The organism is Streptomyces sp. NPDC048192 (genome assembly GCF_043202415.1).
GTDB lineage: Bacteria > Actinomycetota > Actinomycetes > Streptomycetales > Streptomycetaceae > Streptomyces.
Genome location: NZ_JBIDAL010000002.1, coordinates 556,366 through 583,140, shown reverse-complemented (window position 1 = coordinate 583,140; position 26,775 = coordinate 556,366). Strand labels below are relative to the sequence as shown.

The following is a 26,775-nucleotide window of genomic DNA, read 5'->3' as shown; positions in this document are numbered from 1 at the left end:
GGTTGATAGGCCGGATCTGGAAGCACGGTAACGTGTGGAGGTGACCGGTACTAATAGGCCGAGGGCTTGTCCTCAGTTGCTCGCGTCCACTGTGTTGGTTCTGAAACCACGAACAGCCCCATGCCCGGCATGGTGCGGCGTTCGACAGTTTCATAGTGTTTCGGTGGTCATAGCGTGAGGGAAACGCCCGGTTACATTCCGAACCCGGAAGCTAAGCCTTACAGCGCCGATGGTACTGCAGGGGGGACCCTGTGGGAGAGTAGGACGCCGCCGAACTCCTTTTACAGCTCCGGCTCCTGGGCACTGCCCAGGAGCCGGAGCTTTTTTGCGTTGAGGTAAGGTCAGGGAGCATCGTCGGCTCTTTCGCACAGGAGGCCCCCGGGTGGAGGTCCAGGAGACGCGTGTCCAGACGGACCGGGTCCTCACCATCCCCAACATCCTCAGCATGGCGCGGCTCGTCGGCGTACCCCTCTTCCTGTGGCTGATCCTCAGGCCCGAGTTCGGGGGACCGAAGAGCGACGGCTGGGCACTCCTCGTGCTGGCGTTGAGCGGGGTCAGTGACTATCTGGACGGCAAGCTCGCCCGGCGCTGGAATCAGATCAGCAGTCTCGGCCGGCTTCTCGATCCCGCCGCCGACCGGCTCTACGTCCTTTCCACACTGGTCGGTCTCACCTGGCGGGAGATCCTTCCGCTCTGGCTGACCGGCCTCCTGCTCGCGCGAGAGCTGATGCTTCTGGTGATGGTGGGCATCCTCCGCCGGCACGGGTATCCGCCGCCGCAGGTGAACTTCCTCGGGAAGTCGGCCACGTTCTGTCTGATGTACGCCTTCCCGCTGCTGCTCCTCAGCGACGGCAGCGGTTGGATCGCGTCACTCGCTGCTGTTTTCGGATGGGCGTTCGCCGGGTGGGGTACAACCCTGTACTGGTGGGCAGGAGTGCTCTACGTGGTACAAGTCCGCCGTTTGGTTCGAGCGGACGCCATGGCCGATTGAGCTCGGCGATTGTCCGGACGTTACGCCTCGATGGCCCGCGGTGGAAAAGTGCGGGACAATCTGGACGGGTGAAGTCGGCTAGACCGTCGTCTCTTGGAGGAGGACGCTTCCGACATGAAGGCCGTTGTGATGGCCGGGGGCGAAGGCACACGCCTGCGCCCCATGACCTCTAGCATGCCCAAGCCGCTCCTGCCGGTGGCCAACCGCCCGATCATGGAGCATGTGCTACGGCTGCTCAAAAGGCACGGGCTCACCGAGACCGTCGTCACCGTTCAGTTCCTGGCATCGCTCGTCAAGAACTACTTCGGCGACGGCGAAGAGCTCGGAATGGAGCTCACCTATGCCAATGAGGAGAAGCCACTCGGAACCGCCGGAAGCGTCAAGAACGCCGAAGAGGCGTTGAAGGACGATGCCTTCCTCGTCATCTCCGGTGATGCGCTGACCGACTTCGACCTCACGGAACTGATCAATTTCCACAAGGAGAAGGGCGCTCTGGTCACGGTCTGCCTGACCCGGGTGCCCAATCCGCTGGAGTTCGGCATCACCATCGTCGACGAGGAAGGCAAGGTCGAGCGTTTCCTCGAGAAGCCGACCTGGGGGCAGGTCTTCTCCGACACGGTGAACACGGGCATCTACGTGATGGAGCCCGAGGTGTTCAACTACGTCGAACCCGATGTTCCGGTCGACTGGTCCGGTGACGTCTTCCCGCAGCTGATGAAGGAAGGCAAGCCGATCTACGGCTATGTCGCCGAGGGCTACTGGGAGGACGTCGGCACCCACGAGAGCTATGTCAAGGCCCAGGCCGACGTGCTTGAGGGCAAGGTCAACGTCGACATCGACGGCTTCGAGATCTCACCCGGCGTCTGGGTCGCGGAAGGCGCCGAGGTGCACCCCGACGCCGTGCTGCGCGGGCCGCTGTACATCGGCGACTACGCGAAGGTCGAGGCCGGCGCGGAGATCCGCGAGCACACGGTCGTCGGCTCCAACGTCGTCGTCAAGAGCGGGGCCTTCCTGCACAAGGCCGTCGTGCACGACAACGTCTACGTCGGGCAGCACAGCAACCTGCGCGGCTGCGTCGTCGGCAAGAACACCGACATCATGCGGGCCGCGCGGATCGAGGACGGCGCGGTCATCGGGGACGAGTGCCTGATCGGTGAGGAATCGATCGTCCAGGGCAACGTCCGGGTGTACCCCTTCAAGACCATCGAGGCCGGCGCCTTCGTCAACACCTCCGTCATCTGGGAGTCCAGAGGACAGGCCCATCTCTTCGGCGCGCGCGGGGTGTCCGGCATCCTGAACGTGGAGATCACGCCGGAGCTGGCCGTGCGCCTGGCCGGCGCCTATGCGACCACCCTCAAGAAGGGCTCCACGGTCACCACCGCCCGCGACCACTCCCGAGGCGCCCGAGCGCTGAAGCGGGCGGTCATCTCGGCGCTGCAGGCCAGCGCCATCGACGTACGCGACCTGGAGAACGTGCCGCTGCCCGTGGCCCGGCAGCAGACCGCGCGCGGCAGCGCCGGCGGCATCATGATCCGGACCTCGCCGGGAGTGCCGGACTCGGTCGACATCATGTTCTTCGACGGCAACGGCGCCGACCTGTCGCAGGGCAGCCAGCGCAAGCTGGACCGGGTGTTCGCACGGCAGGAGTACCGGCGAGCGTTCCCCGGCGAGATCGGCGACCTGTACTTCCCCGCGAGCGTCTTCGACTCGTACACCGGATCGCTGCTGCGGAACGTCGACACGACCGGGATCGCCGAGTCCGGCCTGAAGGTCGTCGTCGACGCCTCCAACGGCAGCGCCGGCCTCGTGCTGCCCAGCCTGCTCGGCAAGCTGGGCGTGGACTCCCTGACCATCAACCCCGGACTCGACGAGTCCCGGCCCACGGAGACCGCCGAGATGCGGCGCAGCGGCCTGGTCCGGCTGGGCGAGATAGTGGCTTCGTCCGGGGCGGCCTTCGGCGTCCGGTTCGATCCCGTGGGCGAGCGGCTGTCGCTCGTCGACGAGAAGGGCCGGATCATCGAGGACGACCGCGCGCTGCTGGTGATGCTCGACCTGGTGGCCGCCGAGCGGCGCAGCGGACGGGTCGCGCTGCCGGTGACCACGACCCGGATCGCCGAGCAGGTCGCCGCCTACCACGGCACCCAGGTCGAGTGGACGACCACCTCGCCCGACGACCTCACGCGCGTGGGCGGCGAGGAAGGCACCATCTTCGGCGGCGACGGCAAGGGCGGGTTCATCGTCCCCGAGTTCAGCAGCGTCTACGACGGCACGGCGGCCTTCGTACGCCTCATCGGGCTCGTGGCGCGCACCCAGCTCACGCTGAGCCAGATCGACGCGAGGATTCCGCGGGCGCACGTCCTCAAGCGGGACCTGGCCACACCGTGGGCAGTCAAGGGCCTGGTCATGCGGCGGGTGGTCGAGGCCGCCGGGGACCGCTTCGTGGACACGACCGACGGTGTGCGGGTGGTGGAGACGGACGGGCGCTGGGTGATGGTGCTGCCCGACCCGGCGGAGGCCGTCACACACCTGTGGGCCGAGGGTCCCGACGACGCTTCGGCACAGGCCCTGCTGGACGAGTGGTCGGCCGTCGTGGACAGCGCCGGGAGGTAGCCCGGCAAGGGCGTACGAGGCGGCCTCGGACAGCGCCCGCAGAGAAGGGCGCGGGCGCTGCCGTACCGCAAAACCCGCGCACGCGCGCGTGCCGGACAAGCGTCCCCAAGGGGGCCTGTCCGGCACGCGGGTGGGGCCATTCGGAGTAATCGCGCGCGACATGCGACGATGTGCGGCATGCCGCAGCAACCCTCCGCTCGGAGCAGCCCCACGCGGCCTCAGCGCCCGGACGCCTCCATGTCGTTGATCACCAACGTCATGGACCACAGCCTCGACGACGGGTACGCCGAGGCCGCCGCCCGGAAGAAGTCCCTGGGCGAGGGCGGCCTGCCCAAGACGCTCAGGGCGAAGCTGGGCCTCGCGGCCGGCCTCGTCCTCGCGGCGCTCGTGGTGACCGTCGGGGCGGCGCAGACGCGGGCCGCTGCGCCCGTGGTGGCCAAGGAGCGCCAGGAGCTGATCGACCGCGTCGACAGCGAGACCGCGAACGCGGACAAGCTGGAGAGCAGCGTCGACAAGCTCCGCGACGACGTCAGCGCGCGCCAGCGGGCGGCGCTGAAGTCGAGCGGCGGCAGCGCGAAGGCGGACCTGGTGAGCGTTCTGTCGGGCGCCACCGCCGTGCACGGCCCCGGCGTCAAGCTCGTCGTCGACGACGCCAAGGAGGCCAGCACGGGCGGTGACGGCACCAATCCGCGCGAGACCTCGGGGTTCTCCGACACCGGCCGGGTCCGTGACCGGGACATGCAGCGCGTGGTCAACGGACTGTGGGCGTCCGGGGCGGAGGCCGTCTCGATCAACGGACAGCGGTTGACCGCCCTGTCCGCGATCAGGGCCGCGGGAGACGCGATACTGGTCGACAACAGGCCGCTGGTGCCGCCGTACACGGTGCTGGCGGTGGGGGACGGGAAAAGGCTCGCCACCACGTTCCAGGACAGCGCCGACGGCCTGTACCTGCACGCCCTGGAACAGAACTTCGGCATCCGGGCCTCCATCTCCGCCCAGGGCGACCTGCGGTTGCCCGCCGCGCCGAGCGTGATCGTACGTACTGCACAGCCGAGCACCGAGAAGACTGAGAAGGGCACATCGTGATCGCCGTACTGGGCCTCGTCGTGGGAGTCGTGGCCGGCCTGTTGGTCCGGCCCGAGGTTCCGGCGGTTGTCGAGCCGTATCTGCCGATCGCCGTCGTCGCCGCGCTGGACGCCGTCTTCGGCGGTCTGCGGGCCATGCTGGACGGCATCTTCGACGACAAGGTCTTCGTGGTGTCGTTCCTGTCGAACGTGGTCGTCGCCGCGCTGATCGTGTTCCTCGGCGACAAGTTGGGCGTGGGCGCGCAGCTGTCCACGGGCGTCGTGGTGGTCCTCGGCATCCGGATCTTCTCCAACGCCGCGGCGATCCGGCGACACGTGTTCCGGGCGTGACACCGATGAGCGAGCACAACGAGCACGACGAGCGGAACCAGGCGAGCCGGCCGAGCGAGCGGAACCGGCCGAGCGAGCGGTCCGGGCTGCCCGAGCGGCCCGAGCAACCGAAGCGGCAGGAGCAGCCGGAGAACCGGCCGGAGCAGCCGGAGAACCGGCCGGAGCAGCCGGAGCGGCCGGAGAACCGGCTCCGCAAGGAACTGCCCGAGGAGGTGCCCGCACGGGCACCCGAGCCGGCCCCCGAGGAGGAGCAGGGGGACCAGCCGCTGACCGGCCGGCAGCGGCTGGGCAAGGGCCTGTGGCCGCCGCGTTTCACCCGGGCGCAACTCATCGTCGCCGTGCTCCTGTTCGGGCTCGGCTTCGGGCTGGCCGTGCAGGTGGCCTCCAACAGCGACACCGACAGCGCGCTGCGCGGGGCACGCCAGGAGGATCTTGTGCGCATCCTCGATGAACTGGATTCGCGTACTCAGCGTCTTGAGGACGAGAAGCAGGGACTCGAGAAGCAGCGTCAGGAGCTGCAGAGCAGCTCCGACCGGGCCGCGGAGGCGCGCAGGCAGACCGCCGAGAAGGAGAGACAACTCGGCATCCTGGCGGGCACCGTGGCCGCGCAGGGTCCCGGCATCACGATGACGATCGAGGACACGAAGGGGACGGTCAAGGCTGACATGCTGCTCGACGCGATCCAGGAGTTGCGCGCGGCCGGTGCGGAGGCGATGCAGGTGAACGGGGTCCGGGTCGTCGCGAACACCTACTTCACCGACTCCGGCAACGGCGTGGGAGTCGACGGGAACAAGATCAACGCCCCTTATCGTTTCAAGGTCATCGGCAAGCCGCAGGACCTGGAGCCGGCGCTGAACATCCCGGGAGGCGTGGTGCAGACCCTGGAGAAGGAGCAGGCCACGGTGACGGTCCAGCAGTCCGGCAAGATCGTCGTGGATGCCTTGCGACAGGCGAAGCGGCCTGACTACGCTCGGTCGTCCTCCCAGTGAACCGGCGGTGCATGGGGGACGTCCGGCAGGGGCATGAGGTTGCGGGGGGTCGGCGCACCGAAGCGGTGGTGCGTGGTGGAAACTGTCTGGTGGTTACGGACGTTGTGAGAATGTCCGGCTCGGCCGGTGTAGGCAATCAGGGTTCGTCCTGCCCCACGGGCGGGTCTGTTTCGGTCAAGGGGAATCGCCCGTGAAGTTGTTTGCGAAGTTGTTCGGCAAGAGCGCGCGAGAGGGCAGCGACAACGCGACCGCTCGACACCGCGCACAGCCTGACGCGGAGGGCCAGCGCCCGCTGTTCCGGGACCAGGTCGCTGGTCCGGGCGGTGACATTTCCGGAGGTCAGGGCGGGGCGTCGGTTGACCCTGCCCAGTCCGGCGGCATAGGTTTCGGGCAACCGTCAGCCTCGGGTGCGGGTGGAGGGTACGCCCCCGGTCCGTACGCGTCCAACGCCCCGGCGGGGCAGCCGCAGGAGGATCCGTCCATGTCGGTCCTGGTGTGTACGAGGTGCGGCAACCGCAACGCGCAGAACGCCCGCTTCTGCTCCAACTGCGGAGCGCCGCTGCGCCCGGGGGTGGCGCCGGAGCGCGCGTCCGAGACGACGTCCACGATCTCGATCTCCGGCCTGGAGGCGTACGACGCCGAGGTCACCGGCCAGACGCAGATGCCGATGCTCTCGCCGGAGGCGCAGGCCGCGGTGGACGCGCTGCCGATGGGCTCGGCGCTGCTGGTGGTGCGCCGCGGCCCGAACTCGGGCAGCCGCTTCCTGCTGGACAGCGATCTGACCACGGCAGGCCGCCACCCGCAGAGCGACATCTTCCTGGACGACGTGACGGTCTCGCGTCGCCATGTGGAGTTCCGCCGCTCCCCGGACGGCTCGTTCACCGTGGCCGACGTCGGCAGTCTGAACGGCACGTACGTCAACCGCGAGCGGATCGACCAGGTCGCGCTGTCGAACGGTGACGAGGTGCAGATCGGCAAGTACCGGCTGGTGTTCTACGCGAGCCGGCAGGGCATCTGACCCGCCCCCGGACCGGTGTCCGGGGGGAACCCCCAGGGAAGGTCCATGCTTCACACACCGAGCGGCGGTGCCGGAAGCGGTACCGCCGCCAGGGACAGCGGGCTGATGAGCATCGGCACGGTGCTGAACGTGCTGCGCGACGAGTTCCCCGAAGTCACCGTCTCCAAGATCCGCTTCCTGGAGTCGGAGGGGCTCATCGAGCCGCAGCGGAGCCCCGCGGGATACCGCAAGTTCAGCGCCAGGGACGTCGAGCGGCTGGCGCATGTGCTCAGGATGCAGCGGGACCACTATCTGCCGCTCAAGGTGATCCGCGAGCATCTGGACGCCATGGAGCGCGGCGAGGCCGTCCAGCTGCCCCTGGTGGGGCGCCAGCGCACCGGTGAGGACGTCCCGGAGCCGTCCGGTGCGCCCACGGTGGCCCGGGTGGGCAGGTCCGAGCTGCTGGCGGCCGCGGAGATCGACGAGGCGGACCTGAAGGAGTGGGAGTCGTACGGCCTCATCGCTCCGCTCCAGGACGGCGCCTACGACGCCGAGGCGGTCACCGTGGCCTCCCTCATCGCCGAACTGGGCCGGTACGGCATCGAGCCACGCCACCTTCGGGTGATGAAGGCCGCCGCCGAGCGCGAGGCCGGGCTCGTGGAGCAGGTCGTGGCCCCGCTCAGGCGCCACCGCAACCCGCAGACCAGGGCACACGCCGAGGCCCGTGCCAAGGAGCTGGCGGCGCTCACGGTGAAGCTGCACGCGGCGCTGGTGCAGACCGCCCTCGGGGTCCGGCTGCCCTGAACGCCGGGTCCGCCGGCGACCCGGATCGGCCACCTGTTCCCGGCCCGACTACCCAAACGTCCCGGGCACGGCCTAGGGTTGCTGTGTGAACGAGCTCGATGTCGTAGGTGTCCGGGTCGAAATGCCCTCCAACCAACCGATCGTGCTCCTGCGCGAAGTGGGAGGTGACCGTTACCTCCCCATCTGGATCGGGCCGGGAGAGGCGACGGCGATCGCGTTCGCCCAGCAGGGCATGGCCCCCGCCAGGCCGCTGACCCACGACCTGTTCAAGGACGTGCTGGAGGCCGTGGGCCAGGAGCTGACCGAGGTACGCATCACCGATCTGCGGGAGGGCGTCTTCTACGCGGAGCTGGTCTTCGCCAGCGGGGTCGAGGTCAGCGCCCGTCCCTCCGATGCCATAGCGCTGGCCCTGCGCACCGGAACGCCGATCTACGGCAGTGACACGGTGCTGGACGACGCCGGCATCGCCATTCCGGACGAGCAGGAGGACGAGGTGGAGAAGTTCCGCGAGTTCCTCGACCAGATCTCGCCCGAGGACTTCGGTACGAGCAACCAGTGAGCACGGGCAATCAGTGAGCGCGGGCAACCGGTGAGCTGAGCCGTGCGTGAGCGTGGAACGGCCGGCCGGCGCCGACCCGGATACGCGGGGGAAGCGCCCCGGCCGAGCCCGGTCGCCGGGCATGTGCCATCGGCCTTTGAGAGCGTCCTAGGCGTTCCCCCGAGCGCATTCGGCTAGCCTTTCCCCGCGGTGGGGCACGGGAAACCACTCCTAGGGTGATTATCACTCGGCGTGCCGAGTGTGGCGATCGTTGACGCACCCCTGGTGACTGCCTACCGTCGTGAAGGCAGGTCAAGGACGGAGGTCGGCGTGAGAACCAGCGGCGACGGTACGGCTGGGGGTGCTCCCGTGCGCGGCTTCGGGGAGAACGGGCCGTACCCGGTTCACAGCAGCGCGGTGGATCACGCTCCGCAGCGGCCGACGGTGGTGCCGAACGGCGGAGGGGCGGCTTCCATGACGTCGGAACAGATCGGCTACCGGGGGCCGACGGCCTGCGCGGCCGCCGGCATCACCTACCGGCAGCTCGACTACTGGGCGCGCACCGGCCTGGTCGAGCCGAGCGTGCGGCCCGCCTACGGCTCGGGGACACAGCGGCTGTACAGCTTCCGGGACGTCGTCGTCCTGAAGATCGTCAAGCGGTTCCTGGACACCGGGGTCTCGCTGCAGAACATCCGCACGGCCGTGCAGCACCTCAGGGAACGCGGTTTCCGCGACCTGGAGCGGATGACGCTGATGAGCGACGGCGCCACGGTGTACGAGTGCACCTCGCCCGACGAGGTCCACGCCCTGCTCCAGGGCGGTCAGGGCATCTTCGGGATCGCCGTCGGGGTGGTCTGGCGCGACGTGGAAAGCGCGCTCTCGCAGCTGCACGGCGAGCGCATCGACACCGGCGAGACCCTCGTCGGGCACAACCCCGCGGACGAGCTGGCACGCCGCCGCAACCGGGCGGTCTGAGCCCCGGCCCACCGGGCGTCCGACTGCGCCACGGCATTGTCAGTGCCGTGGTGCAGCATCGGAGATGTGAGAAACGCGCCCACGATCCTGCATCTCGACATGGATGCCTTCTACGCCTCGGTGGAGCAGGCGTCGAAGCCGAGCCTGCGCGGGAAAGCGGTCGTCGTGGGCGGGCTCGGTCCGCGCGGGGTGGTGGCCACCGCGTCGTACGAGGCGCGGGTCTTCGGGGTCCACTCGGCGATGCCCATGGCCCAGGCGCGCCGGCTGGCGCCCAACGCGGCGTATCTGGTGCCGCGGTTCGCCCTGTACCGGGAGATCAGCGAGCAGGTGATGGCGCTGCTGCGGCAGCTGTCGCCGCTGGTGGAGCCGCTCAGCCTGGACGAGGCGTTCGTGGACCTCGAGGCCGGTGGGACGGCCTGGGACGAGGAGTCGGCGCGGCTGGCCGGGACCAAGCTGCGCGCGGACATCCGGGCGGTCACCGGGCTCACCGGATCGGTGGGGCTCGCCGCCTCCAAGATGCTCGCCAAGATCGCCTCCGAGCAGGCCAAGCCGGACGGGCTGGTGGTGATCGAGCCGGGCTCCGAGCGGGCGCTGCTGGGGCCGATGCCGGTGCGGACCCTGCCGGGGGTGGGGCCGGCCACCGGGGACCATCTGCGCAGGGCCGGCATCACCACGGTCGAGGAACTGGCCGAGGCGGGCGAGGACGAGCTGGTACGGCTGCTGGGAAAGGCGCACGGGCAGGCGCTGTACGCCATGGCCCTGGCCCACGACGAGCGGCCCGTGGTGGCCGAGCGCGAGGCGAAGTCGGTGTCGGTCGAGGACACCTACGACGTGGACATCCACGACCGGCTGCGGATCGGGCTGGAGGTGCGGCGGCTCGCCGACCGGTGCGTGGGGCGGCTGCGCGGAGCCGGGCTGTCGGGGCGGACCATCGTGCTGAAGGTGCGCCGGTACGACTTCTCGACGCTGACCCGGTCGGAGACACTGCGGGGGCCCACCGACGATCCGGCGGTGGTGCGGGAGGCGGCCGCGCGGCTGCTGGACTCGGTGGACACCACGGGCGGGGTACGCCTGCTCGGCGTGGGCGTCTCCGGGCTCGCCGACTACACCCAGGAGGACCTGTTCGCCCAGGCCATGCCGGTGCCCGAAGCCGAGGAGCCCGAGCAGGGGGACGCCGCGGCCGTGCTGGAGCGGCCGGAGCCGGAGGAGCGGTCCTGGCGGGCCGGCCAGGACGTCAGGCACGCGGAGTACGGGCACGGCTGGGTCCAGGGGAGCGGGCTGGGCCGGGTGACGGTGCGGTTCGAGACGCCGCAGTCCCCTCCGGGGCGGGTGCGGACGTTTTCCGTCGACGATCCTGCGCTGGAGTCGGCCGATCCGTTGCCGCTGGTCTCGGACGCCGTCCTTCAGGTCTCCTCGGAGCCCGCCAGTTTGCCGAAGTCGTGGTCCGGGACCGGGGGTGAGACCACGTCGAGGCCGTAGTGGTGGTAGAGCTGGAGTTCCTGTTCGGGGGAGAGGTGGCGGCCCACGCCGAAGTCGGGGGCGTCCTTGATCAGGGCGCGGTCGAAGGGGACGTGGAGGGAGCCTTCCACCAGTTCGCTCGGTTCCAGGGGGACGAAGGCGTCGCGGGAGAACAGTCCGGTGCGTATGGCCGCCCATTCGGGGACGCCGGTCGCGTCGTCGAGGTACACCTCGTCGATCGTGCCGATCTTGGTGCCGTTGCGGTCGAACGCCTTGCGGCCGATCAGGTTGCGCGGATCGATCTCGGTCTGCACGGTCCGTCTCCCTCCACTTGGTCGCAACTCATCCGTAAGCACTACAAAAGAGCAGAATCAGTCAGGCGGCCACTCGAGGGCCCCGGCGTTGGCCTCGCTGGTAGGCTGACAGCGGCTGCTGACCCCGTGCGGGAGAGTCCTCCGACCACCTCGGAGGCGCCGAAGGAGCAAATCCTCCCCGGAATCTCTCAGGCTCACGTACCGCACGGACGAGGTCACTCTGGAAAGCAGGGCGGGTGCCGACGGCACCGGCTCTCACCGACGGTGAAAACCGGGTGCCCTCGGGCGACCCGGTGAAGCTCTCAGGTTGAGATGACAGAGGGGGAGGCCGTCCGGGCACCCGTGCAGTGGTGCCCCTCGAAGGTCGCGTCAGACCAGGAGGCCTCCGCAATGACCGCCCACCGCATTCCGCTCTCGGAGCTCGAAGCGGGCATCCCGTTCGAGCAGCGTCACATCGGGCCCGACCAGGAGGCGCGGGCGAAGATGCTCGCGCACGTCGGCTACGGCTCGCTGGACGAGCTGACCGCCGCGGCGGTCCCCGATGTGATCAAGAACGCCGACGCCCTCGACCTGCCCGGCGCCCGCACCGAGGCCGAGGTGCTCGCCGAGCTGCGCGCGCTCGCCGACCGCAACCAGGTCCTCGACTCCATGATCGGCCTGGGCTACTACGGGACGTTCACCCCGCCCGTCATCCTGCGCAACGTCATGGAGAACCCGGCCTGGTACACGGCTTACACCCCGTACCAGCCGGAGATCTCCCAGGGCCGGCTCGAAGCGCTGCTGAACTTCCAGACCATGGTCGCCGAGCTCACCGGCCTGCCCACCTCCGGCGCCTCCCTCCTGGACGAGGGCACCGCCGCCGCCGAGGCCATGGCGCTCTCCCGCCGCATGGGCAGGAACAAGAAGGGCCTCTTCCTGGTCGACGCGGACGCGCTGCCGCAGACCATCGCCGTCATCCAGACCCGCGCGGAGCCGACCGGCGTCGAGGTCGTCGTCGCCGACCTCTCCGAGGGCATCCCGGCCGAGGTCGCCGAGCGCGAGATCAACGGTGTGCTGATCCAGTACCCGGGCGCCTCCGGCGCCGTACGCGACATCAAGCCGGTCATCGACCAGGCGCACGAGCTGGGCGCCCTGGTCACCGTCGCCGCCGATCTGCTCGCGCTGACCCTGCTCACCTCTCCGGGCGAGCTGGGCGCCGACATCGCCGTCGGCACCACCCAGCGCTTCGGCGTGCCGATGGGCTTCGGCGGTCCGCACGCCGGCTACATGGCCGTGCACGAGAAGTTCGCGCGCAGCCTGCCCGGCCGGCTCGTGGGCGTGTCCGTCGACGCCGACGGCAACAAGGCCTACCGCCTCGCCCTGCAGACCCGTGAGCAGCACATCCGCCGCGAGAAGGCCACCAGCAACATCTGCACCGCGCAGGTGCTGCTCGCCGTGATGGCCGGCATGTACGCCGTCTACCACGGGCCGGAGGGCCTGAAGACCATCGCCCGCCGTACGCACCGGTACGCCACCCTCCTCGCCGAGGGCCTGAAGGCCGCCGGCGTGGAGATCGTGCACGGCGCGTTCTTCGACACCGTCACCGCGCGCGTGCCCGGCAAGGCCGCCCAGGTCGCCGCCGCCGCCCGGGACAACGGCGTCAACCTGCACCTCGTCGACGCCGACCACGTCTCGATCGCCTGCGACGAGACCACCAAGCGTGCGCAGCTCGCCGCGGTGTGGTCCGCGTTCGGCGTCGAGGCCGACATCGAGGCACTGGACGCGACCGCCGAGGACACCCTCCCCGAGGCGCTGCTGCGCACCGACGCCTACCTCACCCACCCGGTCTTCCACCAGCACCGCTCCGAGACCGCGATGCTGCGCTACCTGCGCCGGCTCGCCGACCGCGACTACGCGCTCGACCGCGGCATGATCCCGCTGGGCTCCTGCACCATGAAGCTCAACGCGACCACCGAGATGGAGCCGGTCACCTGGCCCGAGTTCGGCCAGCTGCACCCCTTCGCGCCCGCCGGGCAGGCCGAGGGCTACCTCACGCTCATCCGCGAGCTGGAGGAACGTCTCGCCGAGGTCACCGGCTACGACAAGGTCTCCCTGCAGCCGAACGCCGGCTCCCAGGGCGAACTGGCCGGCCTGCTCGCCGTACGCGGCTACCACCGCGCCAACGGCGACGAGCAGCGCACCGTCTGCCTGATCCCGTCCTCCGCGCACGGCACCAACGCGGCCAGCGCCGTGATGGCCGGCATGAGGGTCGTCGTCGTCAGGACCGCCGAGGACGGCGAGATCGACGTCGAGGACCTGCGGGCGAAGATCGAGCAGTACCGCGACGAGCTGGCGGTGCTGATGATCACCTACCCGTCCACGCACGGCGTGTTCGAGGAGCACGTCGCCGACATCTGCGCCCGGGTGCACGAGGCCGGCGGTCAGGTGTACGTCGACGGCGCCAACCTCAACGCCCTGGTCGGTCTCGCCAAGCCGGGCCACTTCGGCGGTGACGTCTCCCACCTGAACCTGCACAAGACGTTCTGCATCCCGCACGGCGGCGGCGGCCCCGGCGTCGGCCCGGTCGCGGTCCGCTCGCACCTGGCGCCGTACCTGCCGAACCACCCGCTGCAGCCGGCCGCCGGCCCGGAGACCGGCGTCGGTCCGATCTCGGCCGCTCCCTGGGGCTCCGCGGGCATCCTGCCCATCTCCTGGGCCTACGTCCGTCTGATGGGCGGCGAGGGCCTCAAGCGGGCCACTCAGGTCGCCGTGCTGTCGGCGAACTACATCGCCAAGCGCCTCGAGCCGCACTACCCGGTGCTCTACACCGGCCCCGGCGGCCTGGTCGCGCACGAGTGCATCATCGACCTGCGCCCGCTGACCAAGGCGACCGGCGTGAGCGTGGACGACGTGGCCAAGCGGCTGATCGACTACGGCTTCCACGCGCCGACCATGTCCTTCCCGGTGGCCGGCACCCTGATGATCGAGCCGACCGAGTCGGAGGACCTCACCGAGCTGGACCGGTTCTGCGACGCGATGATCGCCATCCGCGCGGAGATCGAGAAGGTCGGATCCGGGGAGTGGCCGGCGGAGGACAACCCGCTGCGGAACGCCCCGCACACCGCCGCCGCGCTCGGCGGTGAGTGGAAGCACGCCTACGGCCGCGAGGAGGCCGTCTTCCCGGCCGGGGTGTCGGCCGCCGACAAGTACTGGCCGCCGGTGCGCCGTATCGACCAGGCCTTCGGCGACCGCAACCTGGTGTGCTCCTGCCCGCCGCTGGACGCGTACGAGGACTGAGCGAACGGCATTCTCCAAGGGCCCCGTCCGGACTCCGGGCGGGGCCCTTGGCCCGTCACGCGGCCTGTCACGCCGTCGCGAGGGACACCTCGGTCGCCTTGATGAGGGCGACCACGTCGGAGCCCACGAACAGGCCGAGGTCGGCGACCGCGTCCTTGGTGATCGCCGCGGTCAGGACGCCCCCGTCGACGGTGATCTTCACCGTTGCCATGACCGCGCCGGTCGTCAGGCCGGTGACCGCGCCGGGAAGCTGGTTGCGGATCGACAGGCCCTCCACCCGCCGGGTGGCCACGGAGACCTCCGTCGACTTCACCAGGGCGCGGACGGAGGAGCCGGGGGCGAGGGCCAGTTCGTCGGCGGACTCCTTGGTGACGGCCGCCACGAGGTGCTGGCCGCCGTCCAGCCGGAGCCTGACGATGGCCATGGCCTCGCCCGGATGGACCTCGGTGACGGTGCCGGGGAGCTGGTTGCGGATGCTCAGGGTCATGGACACTCACCGTAGGGCGCCCGACCGTTCAGGCCGGGTACGCGTGCGTCTGCGTCGCTTTGACCGTCGCCCAGACAGCAGACCCGGGGTGCAGGCCGAGGTCGGCCGCGGCGAGCGTGGTGAGATCGGCGGCGAGCGGCAGTTCGCCGGTGAGGTCGGCGCGGATCTGGTCGCCGTGCGTCTCCAGGCCTGCCACCTCGCAGCGCCACAGGTTGCGGGCGCTGGCGCCGGTGGGCCGGTCCCGGAACAGGGTGACGGCGGACGGCGGGAACGCCACGAACGCCGGACCGTCCAGCTCCTCGGTCGTGGTGATCGACGGCCCCGCGTCGAGCCGCACGGTGTGGCCGTCGGCCCGGCCGCGGTAGAGGTTGAGGCCGACGAGCTGGGCGATGTAGTCGGTGCGCGGGCGGCGGGCGATGTCGGCGGGGGCGCCCTCCTGGACCACGCTGCCGCGCTCGATCACCACCAGCCGGTCCGCGAGCACCATGGCGTCCAGCGGGTCGTGCGTGACCAGGACGGCCACGGCCTCGAACTCGGCCAGATGCCGGCGCAGTTGTGCGCGCACCTCCAGGCGCGTGCGGGCGTCCAGCGCCGCCAGCGGCTCGTCCAGGAGCAGCAGCCGGGGGCGGGTGGCCAGGGCGCGGGCCAGGGCCACGCGCTGGGCCTGGCCGCCGGACAGGCGGCGCGGCTTGGCGCCCGCGTGCGCGGCGAGGCCCATCCGGTCCAGCCAGGCCGCCGCCTGCGCGCGGGCCTCCGCCTTGCCCGCGCCCTGGCAGCGGGGGCCGAAGGCGACGTTGTCCAGGGCGGACAGGTGGGGGAAGAGCAGGTAGTCCTGGAAGACCACGCCGACCGGACGGGACTCCGGGGGAGTGCGGTCCAGCGCGGTGCCGTCCAGACGCAGGTGACCCGCGGTGAGCGGGGTGAGGCCGGCCAGGGCGCGCAGGGCGGTGGTCTTCCCGGCGCCGTTGGGGCCGAGGAGGGCGACGACGTCACCGGGGGCGGCGGTGAGGGCGAGGTCCAGGCGGAAGCCGGGGCGGTCGACTATGAGGCGGGCGTCCAGGCCGGCGGTGTGCGGGCCGTCGGTGCTCCGTGGGGGCTGAGCGCCGCCGGAGGCTGCGCACGGTTGCTGGGGGGCGTCGGCCTCGTCGGTGGGTGCGGGGTGTCGCTGCGGCGGGTGGGCGTTCGTCATGAGGTGGTCATCCAGCGGTCGCGCAACCCGGCCAGGACCGCGATCGACACCGCCAGCAGGACCAGGCTCAGGGCGATCGCGGCGTCGGGGTCGTTCTGCAGGGCCAGATAGACCGCGAGGGGCATGGTCTGGGTACGGCCGGGGAAGTTGCCCGCAAAGGTGATGGTCGCGCCGAACTCGCCGAGCGCGCGCGCCCAGGCGAGGACCGCGCCCGCCGCGATGCCGGGCGCGATCAGCGGCAGCGTGACCCGGCGGAACGCGGTGAACCGGGACGCGCCCAGCGTGGCCGCCGCCTCCTCGTACCGCGGGTCGGCGGCGCGCAGGGTGCCCTCGACGCTGATGACCAGGAACGGCATCGCGACGAACGCCTCGGCGAGCACGACCCCGGCGGTGGTGAACGGCAGCGTGATCCCGAACCAGGCGTCCAGCCACCGCCCGATCACCCCGTTGCGGCCGAGCGCGAGGAGCAGCGCCACACCGCCGACCACCGGCGGCAGCACCAGCGGCAGGGTCACCAGGGCCCGTACGAACCCCCGGCCGGGGAACTCCGTGCGGGCCAGCAGCCAGGCCAGCGGCACGCCCAGGACGAGGCTGACGGCCGTCGCCGCCGTGGCGCTGACCAGCGACAGCTGGAGCGCCTGCCACACCTCGGTGCTGGACAGCTGCTGCGGCAGGCTGCGCCAGGGCGCGCGGACGAGCAGCGCGACAAGCGGCAGCAGCAGGAACGCCAGCGCCAGCAGGCCCGGCAGCAGCAGCGGCAACGGAACCCCGCGCCGGCCCCCCGCGCCGACGCGGCGGCGCCGCGGCCGGCCCGTGCGGGGACCGGTCGCGGCACCGGGTTCGAGAAGCGAGGTCACGGCTTGAGGAATCCGGCCTCGCCGAGCACCTTCTGGCCCTCGGCGGACCGCACGAGGGCGATGAACGCCTTGGCGGCTGAGGCGTTCGGCGCGTTCTTCAGCAGGACGATCGGGTAGTCGTTCATCGCCTTGGCCGACTCGGGGAACTCCACGCCCTCCACCTTGCCACCCGCGGACCTCACATCGGTCTTGTAGACGACCGCGGCGTCCGCCTCCTTCAGTTCCACCTTGTTCAGGGCGGACTTGACGTCCTGCTCGTAGGAGACCGGGGTGAGCTTGAGGCCGGCGGCGTCGAGGGCCTTCTGGGCTGCTGCGCCGCACGGCACGGTCTTGTCGCACAGCACGACCTTCAGGCCGGACTTGGTGAGGTCCTTCAGCGAGGACACCTTGTCGGGGTTGCCCGGCAGGGTGGCGATCTCCAGCTGGTTGCGGACGAAGGTGGCCGGGGTGCCGGAGGCGTCCTTCTTGTCCGTCACGATCGCCATGGTCTTGGGGCTGGCGGCGGCGAAGACGTCCGCCGGGGCACCGCCGGTGATGCTCGCTGCGAGTGTGTCGCTGCCGCCGAAGTTGAAGCTGACCTTGGTGCCCGGGTGCTCCTTCTCGAACTCCTTGCCCAGGGTCGTGAAGCTCTCCTTGAGCGAGGCGGCGGCGAACACGGTGACGTCGCCGGTCGGCTTCGGTGAGGCGGAACCCGGTGCGCCCGACGCCGAGTCCTTCGAGTCCGAGGACGAAGAGCAGGCGCTGAGGGCCATCAGGGCGGCGGCTCCCGCACCGGCCAGCTGCAGGATCCGCCGGGTCCGGCGCACGGAACGGGTCTTCACGGTGGTACTCCTCGCGTTCTGCGGAACATCGGTCGCGCCCTGTCGGGGCCGGGAAGGCCGGCCGCTCGCCGATGATTCTGCCGCATGTGCCAGGCATAAGTCTCCTGTCGCATCGCATGAGCAGCGAAGTTGTGATGTGGAGCTTGCATGTGCGTTTGTACGGCCCCGGTTGGCGGGTACGGTCCAGCGGGAGGTGCCCGCCGATGACGCTCGCCCGACTCACCCTGACCGGCGACCTCGCCCGGCCCGCCCGGCTCACCGTCCCGGAGCTGCTCCGCTGGCCGCAGCACCGGGTGGACGTCAGCTTCGAGTGCGCCACCAGCGGCCTCCAGCACCACCGCTTCACCGGCCCGCGCCTGTACGACGTCCTAGCCGACGCGGGGCCCGGTTTCGACCCGGTGCGGCGCAAGGACCGGCTGCGCTTCCTCATCGCCGTCTCCGGCGCGGACGGCCACCACGCGGTGCTGTCCTGGGCCGAGATCGACCCGGACTTCGCGGCCGCGCCCGTCCTGCTGGGCGTGTGCGTCGACGACACCCCGCTGGACGCGGCCGGCCCCCAACTGGTGCTCCCGCAGGACCGGTGCGGGGGCCGGCACATCAGCGGTATCACGGCGATCCGGGTGGACGGCGACTACCACTGTGCCGGTCCGCCGCGCACCGAACACGGTCGCGCGTCGGCTTGGTGACGGCGAGGACTCGTACGGACGGTCGCGCGTCGGCTTGGTGACGGCGAGGACTCGTACGGACGGTCGCGCGCGGCTGTGGGGACAGCGCGGACTCATGCGGACGGCGCTGCGTCGGCTGTGTGGACGGCGAGGATCCGTGCGACGGTCGCGCGCCGGCTTGGTGATGGCGATGACTCGTACGGGCGGCCCTGCGTCGGCTGTGTGGACGGTGAGGAGCCGTACGACGGTCGCGCTTCGGCTGGTGACGGCGCGGACTAGACGGGCGGCGCTGCGTCGGCTGTGTTGACGGCGAGGATCTGCACGAGGGGCGCGCTTCGGCTTGGTGACGGCGCGGACTTGACGGGCGGCGCTGCGTCGGCTGCGTGGACGGCGAGGATCTGCACGAGGGGCGCGCGCTGGCTGTGCGGACGGCGCGGATCCGCATGACGGCCGCGTGCCTGCTGCGTAAATGGCGAGGACTCGTACGGCTGGTCGCGAGCAGGCTGCCTGGACGGCTCGGATCTGCACGACGGTCACGCGCGTCGGGCAGTCTGTGGACCTGTGTCGGCTTGGTGGGCGGCGAGGACCCGCACGCCGGTCGCACGCAGGTTGTGGGGACGGCGACCGTACAGGCGGCCACGGGCCGGGCCGGCTCCGTGGACGGCGACGACCCGTCCGAACCTCGCGCGCGGCGCCCCGCGGGGTCACGCTGCTCGGCCGGTGCCGGGCAAGGCGGGGCCCGGGTCAGACGCGGTCGATGTGTACGTTGGTGGACTTCACGCGTGCGGTGGCCTCCATGCCGACCTCCAGGCCCAGTTCCTCGACGGCCTCTCGGGTCAGTAGGGAGACGAGCCGGTGCGGGCCGGCCTGGATCTCCACCTGGGCGGCGACGTCGCCGAGTTTGATGGCCGTGACGATGCCGGGGAAGGCGTTGCGGACGGAGGTGTGGGAGGGCTGGTCCTCCTCGCCGCCGGCCTTGGCCAGTTCGACCGAGAACGCGGCCAGGTCCCGGCCGTCGATGAGCCGCCGCCCGGCCTCGTCGCGATGGGTCGCCACCCGGCCCGCGTCGGCCCAGCGGCGGGCGGTGTCGGGGCTCACGCCGAGCAGCCGTGCCGCCTGGCCGATCGTGTAGGACTGCATGCCGGTCACGATAGGACCACGGCAGGGGATCCGTGGACACGGGCCTGCCGTGGGGGACGACGTGTCAGCGCGGGGGCTCCCCGAGGGGTCTCACCCGGTGTGCACCCGGGGCCGGCGTTCGCGGTTGGGCTCCGCCTCGCGCAGGACCTCGCGGGTGACCGGGGCGACCTCGCCCTGGCCGAAGAGGAAGAAGCGCAGGAAGTTGGCGAAGGGGGTGCCCTCGGTCCACTCGAAGTAGATGTGCGGGGTGCAGCCCGTCATGTCCCGGGCGTGCAGCAGAAAGGCCGCGAGGGCGTTGGAGATGGAGGAGTGCTCCAGGGTGAGCACGCGGTAGCGCTCGTGCAGGACCTCGCCGCGCACGGTCATGCTCGCCTCGAACTCGGACGGGTCGGTGATCTTGACCTCGAGGAAGACGAAGTCCTCCTGCTCGGGCATGTCGTTGTCGGCGCGGATCTGCTCGATCTTGTCGCGGTACTCGGCCTTGTCCCGGTGGCCGGGCTCGTTGGCGATGAAGCGCATCTTCCGGCTGGCCATGTCCCGGATGAATCGTTCCGCCATGGGGTCGAGCGTCACGGTGGTCACCCGCAGCTCGAAGGCGCGCGCCAGCCGGGACAGGAACGACACCAGGATGATGCCCGCGATGAAGCAGGCGCCGATCTTCACACCGTCCGGGCGCTCGATGACGTTGACGACGGTGGTGTAGAGGAACACCGCCGCGATCACGCCGAACCCGATCGTCCACTTGCGCTGCCCCGCCTTGCGCGCGGCTATGGTCACCGCGATCGCGGCCGAGCTGATCAGCACCAGCACACCGGTGGCGTACGCGCCGCCCTGCTTGTCGACATTGGCGTCGAAGATCCAGGTCACCAGGAACGCGATCAGCGTGAAGACGATGACCATGGGCCGGACCGCGCGGGCCCAGTGCGGGGCCATGCCGTAGCGCGGGAGATAGCGCGGCATGAGGTTCAGCAGGCCGGCCATCGCGGAGGCGCCGGCGAACCACAGGATGGCGATGGTCGAGACGTCGTACACCGTGCCGAAGCCTCCGCCGAGGTACTGGTGCGCGAGGTAGGCGAGGGCGCGGCCGTTGGCGGGGCCGCCCGTCTTGAAGTCGTCCGCCGGGATCAGCAGCGTGGTGATGAAGCTGGTGGTGATCAGGAAGCCGCTCATGATGAGCGCGGCGGTCGTCAGCAGCTTCTTGGCGTCCCGGATCCGGCCGGTCGGCTTCTCCTCGGTGTCCCCGGGATCGCCCTGCACGTGCGGCATGACGGCGACACCGGTCTCGAAGCCGGACAGACCGAGGGCCAGCTTCGGGAACACGATCAGGGCTACGCCGACCATCACGAAGACGTTCCCGTGTTGCGCCGTCAGGGCGCCGGTCCAGTCGGTGACCACGTGTCCGGCGGTGACGACGTGCCAGAGACCGACGATCACGACGACCAGGTTGAGCGCGAGGTAGATCCCGACCAGGGCGACCGCGACACCGATCGCCTCGAGGAAGCCCTTGAGGAAGACGGCGCCGAGCAGCGCCACCAGGAACAGCGTGATCAGCATCTGGTGGCCGTGCAGGGCGCTGGTCAGATGCGGGTTCTCCACCAGGTGGGTGGAGGCGTCGGCGGCCGACAGGGTGATGGTGATCAGGAAGTCGGTGGCCGCGAAGCCCAGCAGCGTCAGGACGAACAGCTTGCCCTGCCAGAACGACAGCAGCCGCTCCAGCATGGCGATGGAGCCCTCGCCGTGCGGGCTCTCCTCGGCCACCCTCCGGTAGACCGGCAGGGCGCCGGCGAGGGTGACGAGGACCAGCACGATCGTCGCGATGGGGGACAGCAGACCGGCCGCCAGGGCCGCGATGCCCGGCTGGTAGCCGAGGGTCGAGAAGTAGTCGACGCCGGTCAGGCACATCACCCGGTACCAGCGCTGCCCCTTGTGCGGGGGTTCCGGCGCGGCGTGTGGTCCGGTGTGGCCACCGCCCTTGCCCATGTCGGACAGGCCCTCCAGCATCCAGTTGCGCAAGCGACTGGGAGGGGGGTGCTCGGTCGTGGCCATCGGGGGCTCTCCTGTGTGCGGCTCAGCTCTTTTCCGGCCATCCCGCGGACGGCGGCACCAGCGTATGCGGAGAGTGATGCCAGGGCCCACGGATCCGGGCCCAGGAGGCGTCAATCTTGCGTTAAGAATGACCCGCGGGCGACGGGGCCGCACCAAGAAGGCGAGGCCGGAGGCGTTGGCCGGGTGGTACGGCGGTTACGGTCGCCGGTCGTGCCGTCGGCCCGTCGTCGGCCACCGAGCGTCATGATGGGGGCTCGGACGCATCGCCGCGCCGGGATTCCCGGCTGCTCCGTTCCCGGTTACTCCAGGCCGGAGGCGCGGAACACCGCCCGGGCCGTCTCGCTGTCGAGGCGGCGGGCGAGGCGGTGCAGGGGGGTCGTGCCGCACACCAGGGTGCCGGCCGCCTCGGAGATCCGGGCGCCCTCGTCGAGCAGGTGCCACAGGCCGGGGTTGCGGATCAGGACCGCGGGGTCGATCTCGGTGCGGTTGCCGAGGGCGTCGCGCAGCACCAGGCGCTGGGCGACGCCGCCCAGCGGCCGCACGGCCACCAGCAGATCGGTGCGGACCCGGCGCGTGCGCAGCAGCCGGCGGGTGGCCAGCCAGCCGGCACCGGCCGAGACCCGCACCGGGAACAGGACGAGGAACAGCAGCACGGCGATGCCCGCCCACAGGGCACCGTGCCACCACGTGAGGGAGCCGGCCGCCCGGTCGATGACCAGCAGCAGCGCCAGCAGCGCACCGGCACAGCGGACGGACCGGCGCACGTCCGCCGCCCAGTCGCGGTCGTGCACCGTGCCGACGCCACCGGCCGGACAGGAGCGGGTGCGCCGGGTGCGGGTGTCCTCGCGGTGCCTCATGACGCAGACGTTAGACAGTCCAGGTGCCGCTGGAGCGCTTCCGCGGCCCACGTTGACGGGGTCCTGACGGCAGGGTGGCGGTTCTTGACGCAGCGGCAACGCGACGGGTGTGCCGGGGCGCCCCGATCCGTGCCGTGCCGCCGCCGGCGCCGCGCCGCGCGGGTCACGCCGCTGTGCCGTTCGAGCGCCCCGCTCCCGGCGGTCTTGTCGCGCACGCGCCGAGCGGCGCGTCGTATCCGCTCGGGGTCGCACGCCCTCACAGCCTCCGGATGTCCATGCGCAGATGCCAGGCGTTGCGCCGGTGGACGGACAGCAACTCGGACTCCAGGGGCGACGGAGGCACCGCGAGCACCGGGCAGACCGCGTGTGCCAGGCAGTGCCGGGAGACGCGACCGGAGAAGGCGCGCTGGAGACCGCGCCGGCCCGCGCCCACGACCAGGACGTCGTCCTCCCGGTCGGCGGTCGCGACCAGTGCCGGTCCCGGAGCGCCGCGGACCACGAGGGCGTGCAGGGGCACACCGGGGGAGTCGCCGCCGAAGATCTCCTCCAGTACCGAGGCGAGCCGCTGCCGGGCCAGCCGCTGCCAGTCCTCGACGAGCAGACCGGCGGCGGGGGAGCGGCGCGCGGCCGGGTCACCGCCGGGCGGCTCCCAGGCCAGCACCGGCCACAGTTCCGCTCCCAGCCGGCGGGCCAGCGCGGTGGCCCGCCGCAGGGCCGTGACGCTGCCCAGGGAGCCGCTCACTCCGACCACCACACGGGGGGCCACTGAGGCGTCGTAACCGGACACCCTTCCATCCCACTCCCGTCCCGGCGATTAGACCAGTCGGGTGAACGGTGTCCTTCTCACCGGGTTCGGGCACGGCTGTCCGGCCGTACCCGATCGCGCCTCTCACCGCTAGGATTCGAGGTCACAGTCGAAACTTTCGAACCTTTCGAGGCCACCATGCGGACGTACGACAACCCCGTCCTCCCCGGTTTCCACCCCGACCCGAGCGTGTGCCGGGTCGGGGACGACTACTACCTGGTCTGCTCCAGCTTCGAGTACTTCCCGGGCGTCCCGATCTTCCACAGCCGCGACCTGGTGCACTGGCGCCAGATCGGCAACGTCCTCGACCGGCCGGGTCAGTTGGCGCTGCCGGACGACACGCCCGCCTCGGGCGGCGTCTACGCCCCGACGATCCGGTACCACGACGGGCTCTTCCACGTCATCACCACGAGCGTCGGCGCCGGCGGCACCTTCCTCGTCACCGCGGAGCGTCCCGAGGGTCCCTGGTCGGACCCGGTGGGGATCGGCCTGCCCGGCATCGACCCCGATCTGGCCTGGGACGAGGACGGTTCCTGCTGGTGCGCCATGGCCGGGGTCACCGTGGCCCGGATCGATCCGCGCACCGGCGAGGTACTCGAAGGCCCGCTGCCGATGTGGTCCGGCACCGGCCTGAGGGACCCCGAGGCGCCGCATCTGTACCGGATCGGCGAGTGGTGGTACCTGCTGCTCGCCGAGGGCGGGACCGCACTGGGCCACGGTGTCTCGGCCGCGCGCGCCCGCTCCCCGCGCGGCCCCTGGGAACCGGCGCCGGGCAACCCGCTGCTGTCCCACCGCGGTTCGGCCTCGCCGATCCAGTGCACCGGCCATGCCGACCTGGTGCAGGCGGTGGACGGCACCTGGTGGATGGTGCTGCTCGGCACCCGGCCGCGCGGCTACTTCCCGGAGTTCCACGTCCTCGGCCGGGAGACCTTCCTGGTGCCGGTGGAGTGGGCCGACGGCTGGCCCCGGGTGGGCCCGGTGGGCGAGCGGCATCCCGCGCCGGCCGCCTGGTCCCCGGTCGAACCGCCCCCGGTGCGCGACGACTTCACCTCACCGGTGCTCGCGCCGTACTGGATATCGCCGCGCCGCAGGCCCGAGGGATGCTGGTCGCTCACCGAGCGGCACGGCCGGCTCACGCTGACCGCCTGCGGGGACAGCCTCGACAGGCCCGGCCACACCTTCGTCGGCCGCCGCCAGCAGCACCTCGACTGCCGCGCCGCCGCCCGTCTGGAGCCCGGAGCCGGCCGGGCGGGACTGTCCGTCCGCCTGGACGAGGAGCATCACTACGACCTGGAGGTGGCCGGGGGAGGCGACGCCGCCGGAGCGGACACGGCGAACGGCCGCGCGGCCGCGGGGAGCCGCCCGCCGGCCGGCTCGCCCGACGACCCGGAGCCGGCGGGGCCGGACGGCCTCCGCGTGGGCACGCGCACCGCGGCCGTCGTCGTCCGGATCGGTCCTGTACGGCAGCGCGTCGCCGAACTCCCCCTGCCGGCGGGGCCGGTGACCCTGGCCGTCGACATTCGCGCGACCCGGAACCCGGGCCCCGGGAGCGGCCCCGACATCCTCGTCTTCTCGGTCGAGACCGCGGAGGGAGCCGTGCGACTGGCCGAGCTGGACGGGCGTTATCTGTCCACTCAGGTGGCCACCGGATTCACCGGACGGGTCATCGGGATGTACGTCACCGAAGGCCGCGCCGCCTTCGACTGGTTCGACTACGCGCCCGCGATCTCCTGCACGACACCTTGACGCCCCCCGTACGCCTTCCTAGAGTCGCCGGGCGAAGCGTTCGGTAGATCATTCGAATGTTTCGAAGTCCCAAGCTCTGCCCGCTTGTGCCCGTCGGCGCCGTCAAGGCCGACCACCCCTTTGAGAGTCAGGAGTCGCACCATGCCCGGAAAGAGCACGCGTCTCAGAGTCGCCGGCGTCCTCGCGGCCGCCCTGGTGGCCGCCGGCGTCGCCACCGGCCCCGCCGCGCAGGCCGCGCCCGCCCACACCCGGCAGCCCACCCTCGCCGACCTGGCCGAGCGCCACGGACGGTACTTCGGCAGCGCCACCGACAACCCCGAGCTCACCGACAGCGCCTACACGAAGATCCTCGGCAGTCAGTTCGACATGATCACGCCCGGCAACGGCATGAAGTGGTACGCCACCGAGCCGCAGCAGGGCGTCTTCGACTGGACCAACGGTGACCAGATCGTCGACCTGGCCCGGAAGAACCACCAGAAGGTGCGCGCCCACACCCTGGTGTGGCACAGCCAGCTGCCCGACTGGCTCACCTCGAAGCAGTGGACCGCGAGCGAACTGCGGGCGGTGCTGAAGAAGCACATCACCACCGAGGTGCGGCACTACCGGGGCAAGGTGTACTCCTGGGACGTCGTCAACGAGGCCTTCAACGAGGACGGCACCTACCGCGAGACCCTCTGGTACAAGACCCTTGGTCCGGGCTACATCGCCGACGCGCTGCGCTGGGCCCACGAGGCCGACCCGCACGCCAAGCTCTACCTGAACGACTACAACATCGAGGCGGTCGGCCCGAAGAGCGACGCCTACTACGCGCTGGTCAAGGACCTCAAGGCGAAGGGCGTGCCGCTCGACGGCATCGGCTTCCAGACCCATCTGGCGCTGCAGTACGGCTATCCCACCACCATCGAGGAGAACCTGCGCCGCTTCTCCGCCCTGGGCCTGGACACCGCCCTCACCGAGGTCGACGTCCGGATGCAGCTGCCCGCGACCGCCGACAAGCTGGCCGAGCAGGCGAGCTGGTACGGGGATCTGACCAAGGCCTGTCTGAGCGTCCGCCGCTGCGTCGGCATCACCATCTGGGACTTCACCGACAAGTACTCCTGGATCCCGGGCGTCTTCCCGGGCGAGGGCGCGGCCCTGCCGTGGGACGAGCAGCTGAACCCCAAGCCGGCGTACCAGGCGCTGCGCGAGGCGCTGCGATAGCACCCGGCTACCGAGGGTAGCCACGCCCGGACACACGTCGGGGCCGGTGCGCACGGACACGTGCGGCCGGCCCCTCTTTTCTTCCTCTTCGTGCTCCGCTCGGGCTTAGGGCTCCGCTCAGGCGGCCGTCATCACCTGCTCCGCACCGAGCGGGCGGTGCGGGGCGATGATCCGGCCGTCGGGCAGCAGCTCACCGGTGTCTTCGAAGAGGAGCACGCCGTTGCACAGCAGACTCCATCCCTGCTCCGGGTGGTGCGCCACGAGACGGGCGGACTCCCGGTCGGCGGATTCGGCTGGCGGGCACGGCGGCTGGTGCTGGCACATGGGTGGGATCTCTCGCTCTGTCGTGGTCATGGCCGTCCCCCGTGGTGTTGAGTCGGTCGGAACCCAGTGTTGCCCTCTCGGCGTCGTTCCGCAGGGATTTCGCAGCACGGCTTCCCACAGGTTCATGACGCGTCACCCGCGCGGACGGTTCAGCCCAAGTGCCCTGTCACTTCGGGTGGTTCGCACTGGCCGGATCGGGCTAGTCATCGCAGGCCAGGCCGCTGACATGGGCGTACCCCGCCGCCCTTGCGGGCATGCGGGGTACGCGGGC

24 protein-coding genes, 2 rRNA genes and 1 riboswitch are annotated in these 26,775 nt (G+C 71.0%); of the genes, 16 read left to right on the top strand and 10 right to left on the bottom strand.

Annotation, left to right across the window (positions count from 1 at the left end):
* From ACGFZN_RS05570 to ACGFZN_RS05515, 12 genes are all read left to right on the top strand, one after another.
* A 23S ribosomal RNA gene (locus tag ACGFZN_RS05570) occupies positions 1 to 74 on the top strand; the annotation flags it as partial.
* Positions 75 to 159: 85 nt separating this feature from the next.
* A 5S ribosomal RNA gene (gene rrf / locus ACGFZN_RS05565) occupies positions 160 to 276 on the top strand.
* Between the two features lie 106 nt (positions 277 to 382).
* The gene (locus ACGFZN_RS05560; protein ID WP_393857168.1) at positions 383 to 991 is read left to right on the top strand and encodes a CDP-alcohol phosphatidyltransferase family protein; all 609 of its coding nucleotides are present in this window, start codon (positions 383 to 385) and stop codon (positions 989 to 991) included.
* A gap of 114 nt (positions 992 to 1,105) precedes the next feature.
* Entirely contained in the window at positions 1,106 to 3,601 is a 2,496-nt protein-coding gene (locus ACGFZN_RS05555; RefSeq protein WP_393857167.1) for a sugar phosphate nucleotidyltransferase, read from the top strand.
* 168 nt (positions 3,602 to 3,769) lie between these two features.
* Entirely contained in the window at positions 3,770 to 4,687 is a 918-nt protein-coding gene (locus ACGFZN_RS05550; protein ID WP_393857166.1) for a DUF881 domain-containing protein, read from the top strand.
* Complete coding sequence (locus ACGFZN_RS05545; RefSeq protein WP_003988855.1) at positions 4,684 to 5,016, top strand: small basic family protein; 333 nt, start codon at positions 4,684 to 4,686, stop codon at positions 5,014 to 5,016. Before ACGFZN_RS05550 ends, ACGFZN_RS05545 begins: the two co-directional genes overlap by 4 nt.
* 5 nt (positions 5,017 to 5,021) lie before the next feature.
* On the top strand, positions 5,022 to 6,005 hold the full coding sequence (locus tag ACGFZN_RS05540) for a DUF881 domain-containing protein (RefSeq protein WP_393857165.1): 984 nt from the start codon (positions 5,022 to 5,024) through the stop codon (positions 6,003 to 6,005).
* A 190-nt stretch (positions 6,006 to 6,195) separates the two neighbouring features.
* On the top strand, positions 6,196 to 7,023 hold the full coding sequence (locus ACGFZN_RS05535) for an FHA domain-containing protein (protein ID WP_330341269.1): 828 nt from the start codon (positions 6,196 to 6,198) through the stop codon (positions 7,021 to 7,023).
* Between the two features lie 45 nt (positions 7,024 to 7,068).
* Entirely contained in the window at positions 7,069 to 7,806 is a 738-nt protein-coding gene (locus tag ACGFZN_RS05530; RefSeq protein ID WP_393857164.1) for a MerR family transcriptional regulator, read from the top strand.
* Between the two features lie 85 nt (positions 7,807 to 7,891).
* Positions 7,892 to 8,365, top strand: coding sequence for a bifunctional nuclease family protein (locus ACGFZN_RS05525; RefSeq protein WP_004934251.1), 474 nt, complete (start codon positions 7,892 to 7,894; stop codon positions 8,363 to 8,365).
* Positions 8,366 to 8,674: 309 nt separating this feature from the next.
* Positions 8,675 to 9,319, top strand: coding sequence for a MerR family transcriptional regulator (locus tag ACGFZN_RS05520; RefSeq protein ID WP_393857163.1), 645 nt, complete (start codon positions 8,675 to 8,677; stop codon positions 9,317 to 9,319).
* Between the two features lie 66 nt (positions 9,320 to 9,385).
* Positions 9,386 to 10,798: a DNA polymerase IV gene (locus tag ACGFZN_RS05515; protein WP_393857162.1), complete on the top strand. Its 1,413-nt coding sequence runs from the start codon at positions 9,386 to 9,388 to the stop codon at positions 10,796 to 10,798.
* On the opposite strand, the gene ACGFZN_RS05510 is transcribed toward ACGFZN_RS05515, so the two are convergent.
* On the bottom strand, positions 10,723 to 11,091 hold the full coding sequence (locus tag ACGFZN_RS05510) for a PRC-barrel domain-containing protein (RefSeq protein ID WP_393857161.1): 369 nt from the start codon (positions 11,089 to 11,091) through the stop codon (positions 10,723 to 10,725). The genes ACGFZN_RS05515 and ACGFZN_RS05510 overlap by 76 nt on opposite strands.
* A gap of 119 nt (positions 11,092 to 11,210) precedes the next feature.
* Positions 11,211 to 11,305: riboswitch (glycine riboswitch) on the top strand.
* 176 nt (positions 11,306 to 11,481) lie between these two features.
* Between ACGFZN_RS05510 and gcvP the strand changes: the two genes are divergently transcribed.
* The gene (gene gcvP / locus ACGFZN_RS05505; RefSeq protein ID WP_393857160.1) at positions 11,482 to 14,367 is read left to right on the top strand and encodes an aminomethyl-transferring glycine dehydrogenase; all 2,886 of its coding nucleotides are present in this window, start codon (positions 11,482 to 11,484) and stop codon (positions 14,365 to 14,367) included.
* A gap of 67 nt (positions 14,368 to 14,434) precedes the next feature.
* Here gcvP and ACGFZN_RS05500 read toward each other — a convergent pair whose 3' ends face one another.
* The 4 genes from ACGFZN_RS05500 to modA are packed head-to-tail and all read right to left on the bottom strand — an operon-like array spanning position 14,435 to position 17,721.
* Positions 14,435 to 14,854: a molybdopterin-binding protein gene (locus ACGFZN_RS05500; protein ID WP_393857159.1), complete on the bottom strand. Its 420-nt coding sequence runs from the start codon at positions 14,852 to 14,854 to the stop codon at positions 14,435 to 14,437.
* A gap of 28 nt (positions 14,855 to 14,882) precedes the next feature.
* Entirely contained in the window at positions 14,883 to 16,043 is a 1,161-nt protein-coding gene (locus ACGFZN_RS05495; protein ID WP_393857158.1) for an ABC transporter ATP-binding protein, read from the bottom strand.
* Entirely contained in the window at positions 16,040 to 16,900 is an 861-nt protein-coding gene (modB, locus tag ACGFZN_RS05490) for a molybdate ABC transporter permease subunit (protein WP_393857157.1), read from the bottom strand. The genes ACGFZN_RS05495 and modB overlap by 4 nt, the downstream gene beginning before the upstream one ends.
* Complete coding sequence (modA, locus tag ACGFZN_RS05485) at positions 16,897 to 17,721, bottom strand: molybdate ABC transporter substrate-binding protein (protein WP_393857156.1); 825 nt, start codon at positions 17,719 to 17,721, stop codon at positions 16,897 to 16,899. Before modA ends, modB begins: the two co-directional genes overlap by 4 nt.
* Positions 17,722 to 17,924: 203 nt before the next feature.
* On the opposite strand from modA, the gene ACGFZN_RS05480 reads away from it, so the two are divergent.
* The gene (locus tag ACGFZN_RS05480) at positions 17,925 to 18,407 is read left to right on the top strand and encodes a molybdopterin-dependent oxidoreductase (RefSeq protein WP_393857155.1); all 483 of its coding nucleotides are present in this window, start codon (positions 17,925 to 17,927) and stop codon (positions 18,405 to 18,407) included.
* Positions 18,408 to 19,130: 723 nt separating this feature from the next.
* Here ACGFZN_RS05480 and ACGFZN_RS05475 read toward each other — a convergent pair.
* From ACGFZN_RS05475 to ACGFZN_RS05460, 4 genes are all read right to left on the bottom strand, one after another.
* Positions 19,131 to 19,526 (bottom strand): molybdopterin-binding protein, encoded by a 396-nt coding sequence (locus ACGFZN_RS05475; protein WP_393857154.1) that lies wholly within the window; start codon positions 19,524 to 19,526, stop codon positions 19,131 to 19,133.
* Between the two features lie 90 nt (positions 19,527 to 19,616).
* Positions 19,617 to 21,572, bottom strand: a complete 1,956-nt coding sequence (locus ACGFZN_RS05470; RefSeq protein ID WP_393857153.1) for an APC family permease — start codon at positions 21,570 to 21,572, stop codon at positions 19,617 to 19,619.
* Between the two features lie 299 nt (positions 21,573 to 21,871).
* Entirely contained in the window at positions 21,872 to 22,429 is a 558-nt protein-coding gene (locus ACGFZN_RS05465; RefSeq protein WP_393857152.1) for a hypothetical protein, read from the bottom strand.
* Positions 22,430 to 22,685: 256 nt separating this feature from the next.
* On the bottom strand, positions 22,686 to 23,216 hold the full coding sequence (locus ACGFZN_RS05460; RefSeq protein WP_393857151.1) for a universal stress protein: 531 nt from the start codon (positions 23,214 to 23,216) through the stop codon (positions 22,686 to 22,688).
* Between the two features lie 156 nt (positions 23,217 to 23,372).
* Here ACGFZN_RS05460 and ACGFZN_RS05455 point away from each other — a divergent pair, with 156 nt between their 5' ends.
* Both ACGFZN_RS05455 and ACGFZN_RS05450 read left to right on the top strand, forming a co-directional pair.
* The gene (locus tag ACGFZN_RS05455; RefSeq protein WP_393857150.1) at positions 23,373 to 24,980 is read left to right on the top strand and encodes a glycoside hydrolase family 43 protein; all 1,608 of its coding nucleotides are present in this window, start codon (positions 23,373 to 23,375) and stop codon (positions 24,978 to 24,980) included.
* A 141-nt stretch (positions 24,981 to 25,121) separates the two neighbouring features.
* Positions 25,122 to 26,180, top strand: coding sequence for an endo-1,4-beta-xylanase (locus ACGFZN_RS05450; protein ID WP_393857149.1), 1,059 nt, complete (start codon positions 25,122 to 25,124; stop codon positions 26,178 to 26,180).
* 117 nt (positions 26,181 to 26,297) lie between these two features.
* Here the strand turns inward: ACGFZN_RS05450 and ACGFZN_RS05445 are convergent, their stop codons facing one another.
* A complete protein-coding gene (locus tag ACGFZN_RS05445) occupies positions 26,298 to 26,504 on the bottom strand; it encodes a DUF5999 family protein (RefSeq protein ID WP_030603474.1) in 207 nt (68 codons plus the stop codon).
* Between the last annotated feature and the right edge of the window lie 271 nt (positions 26,505 to 26,775).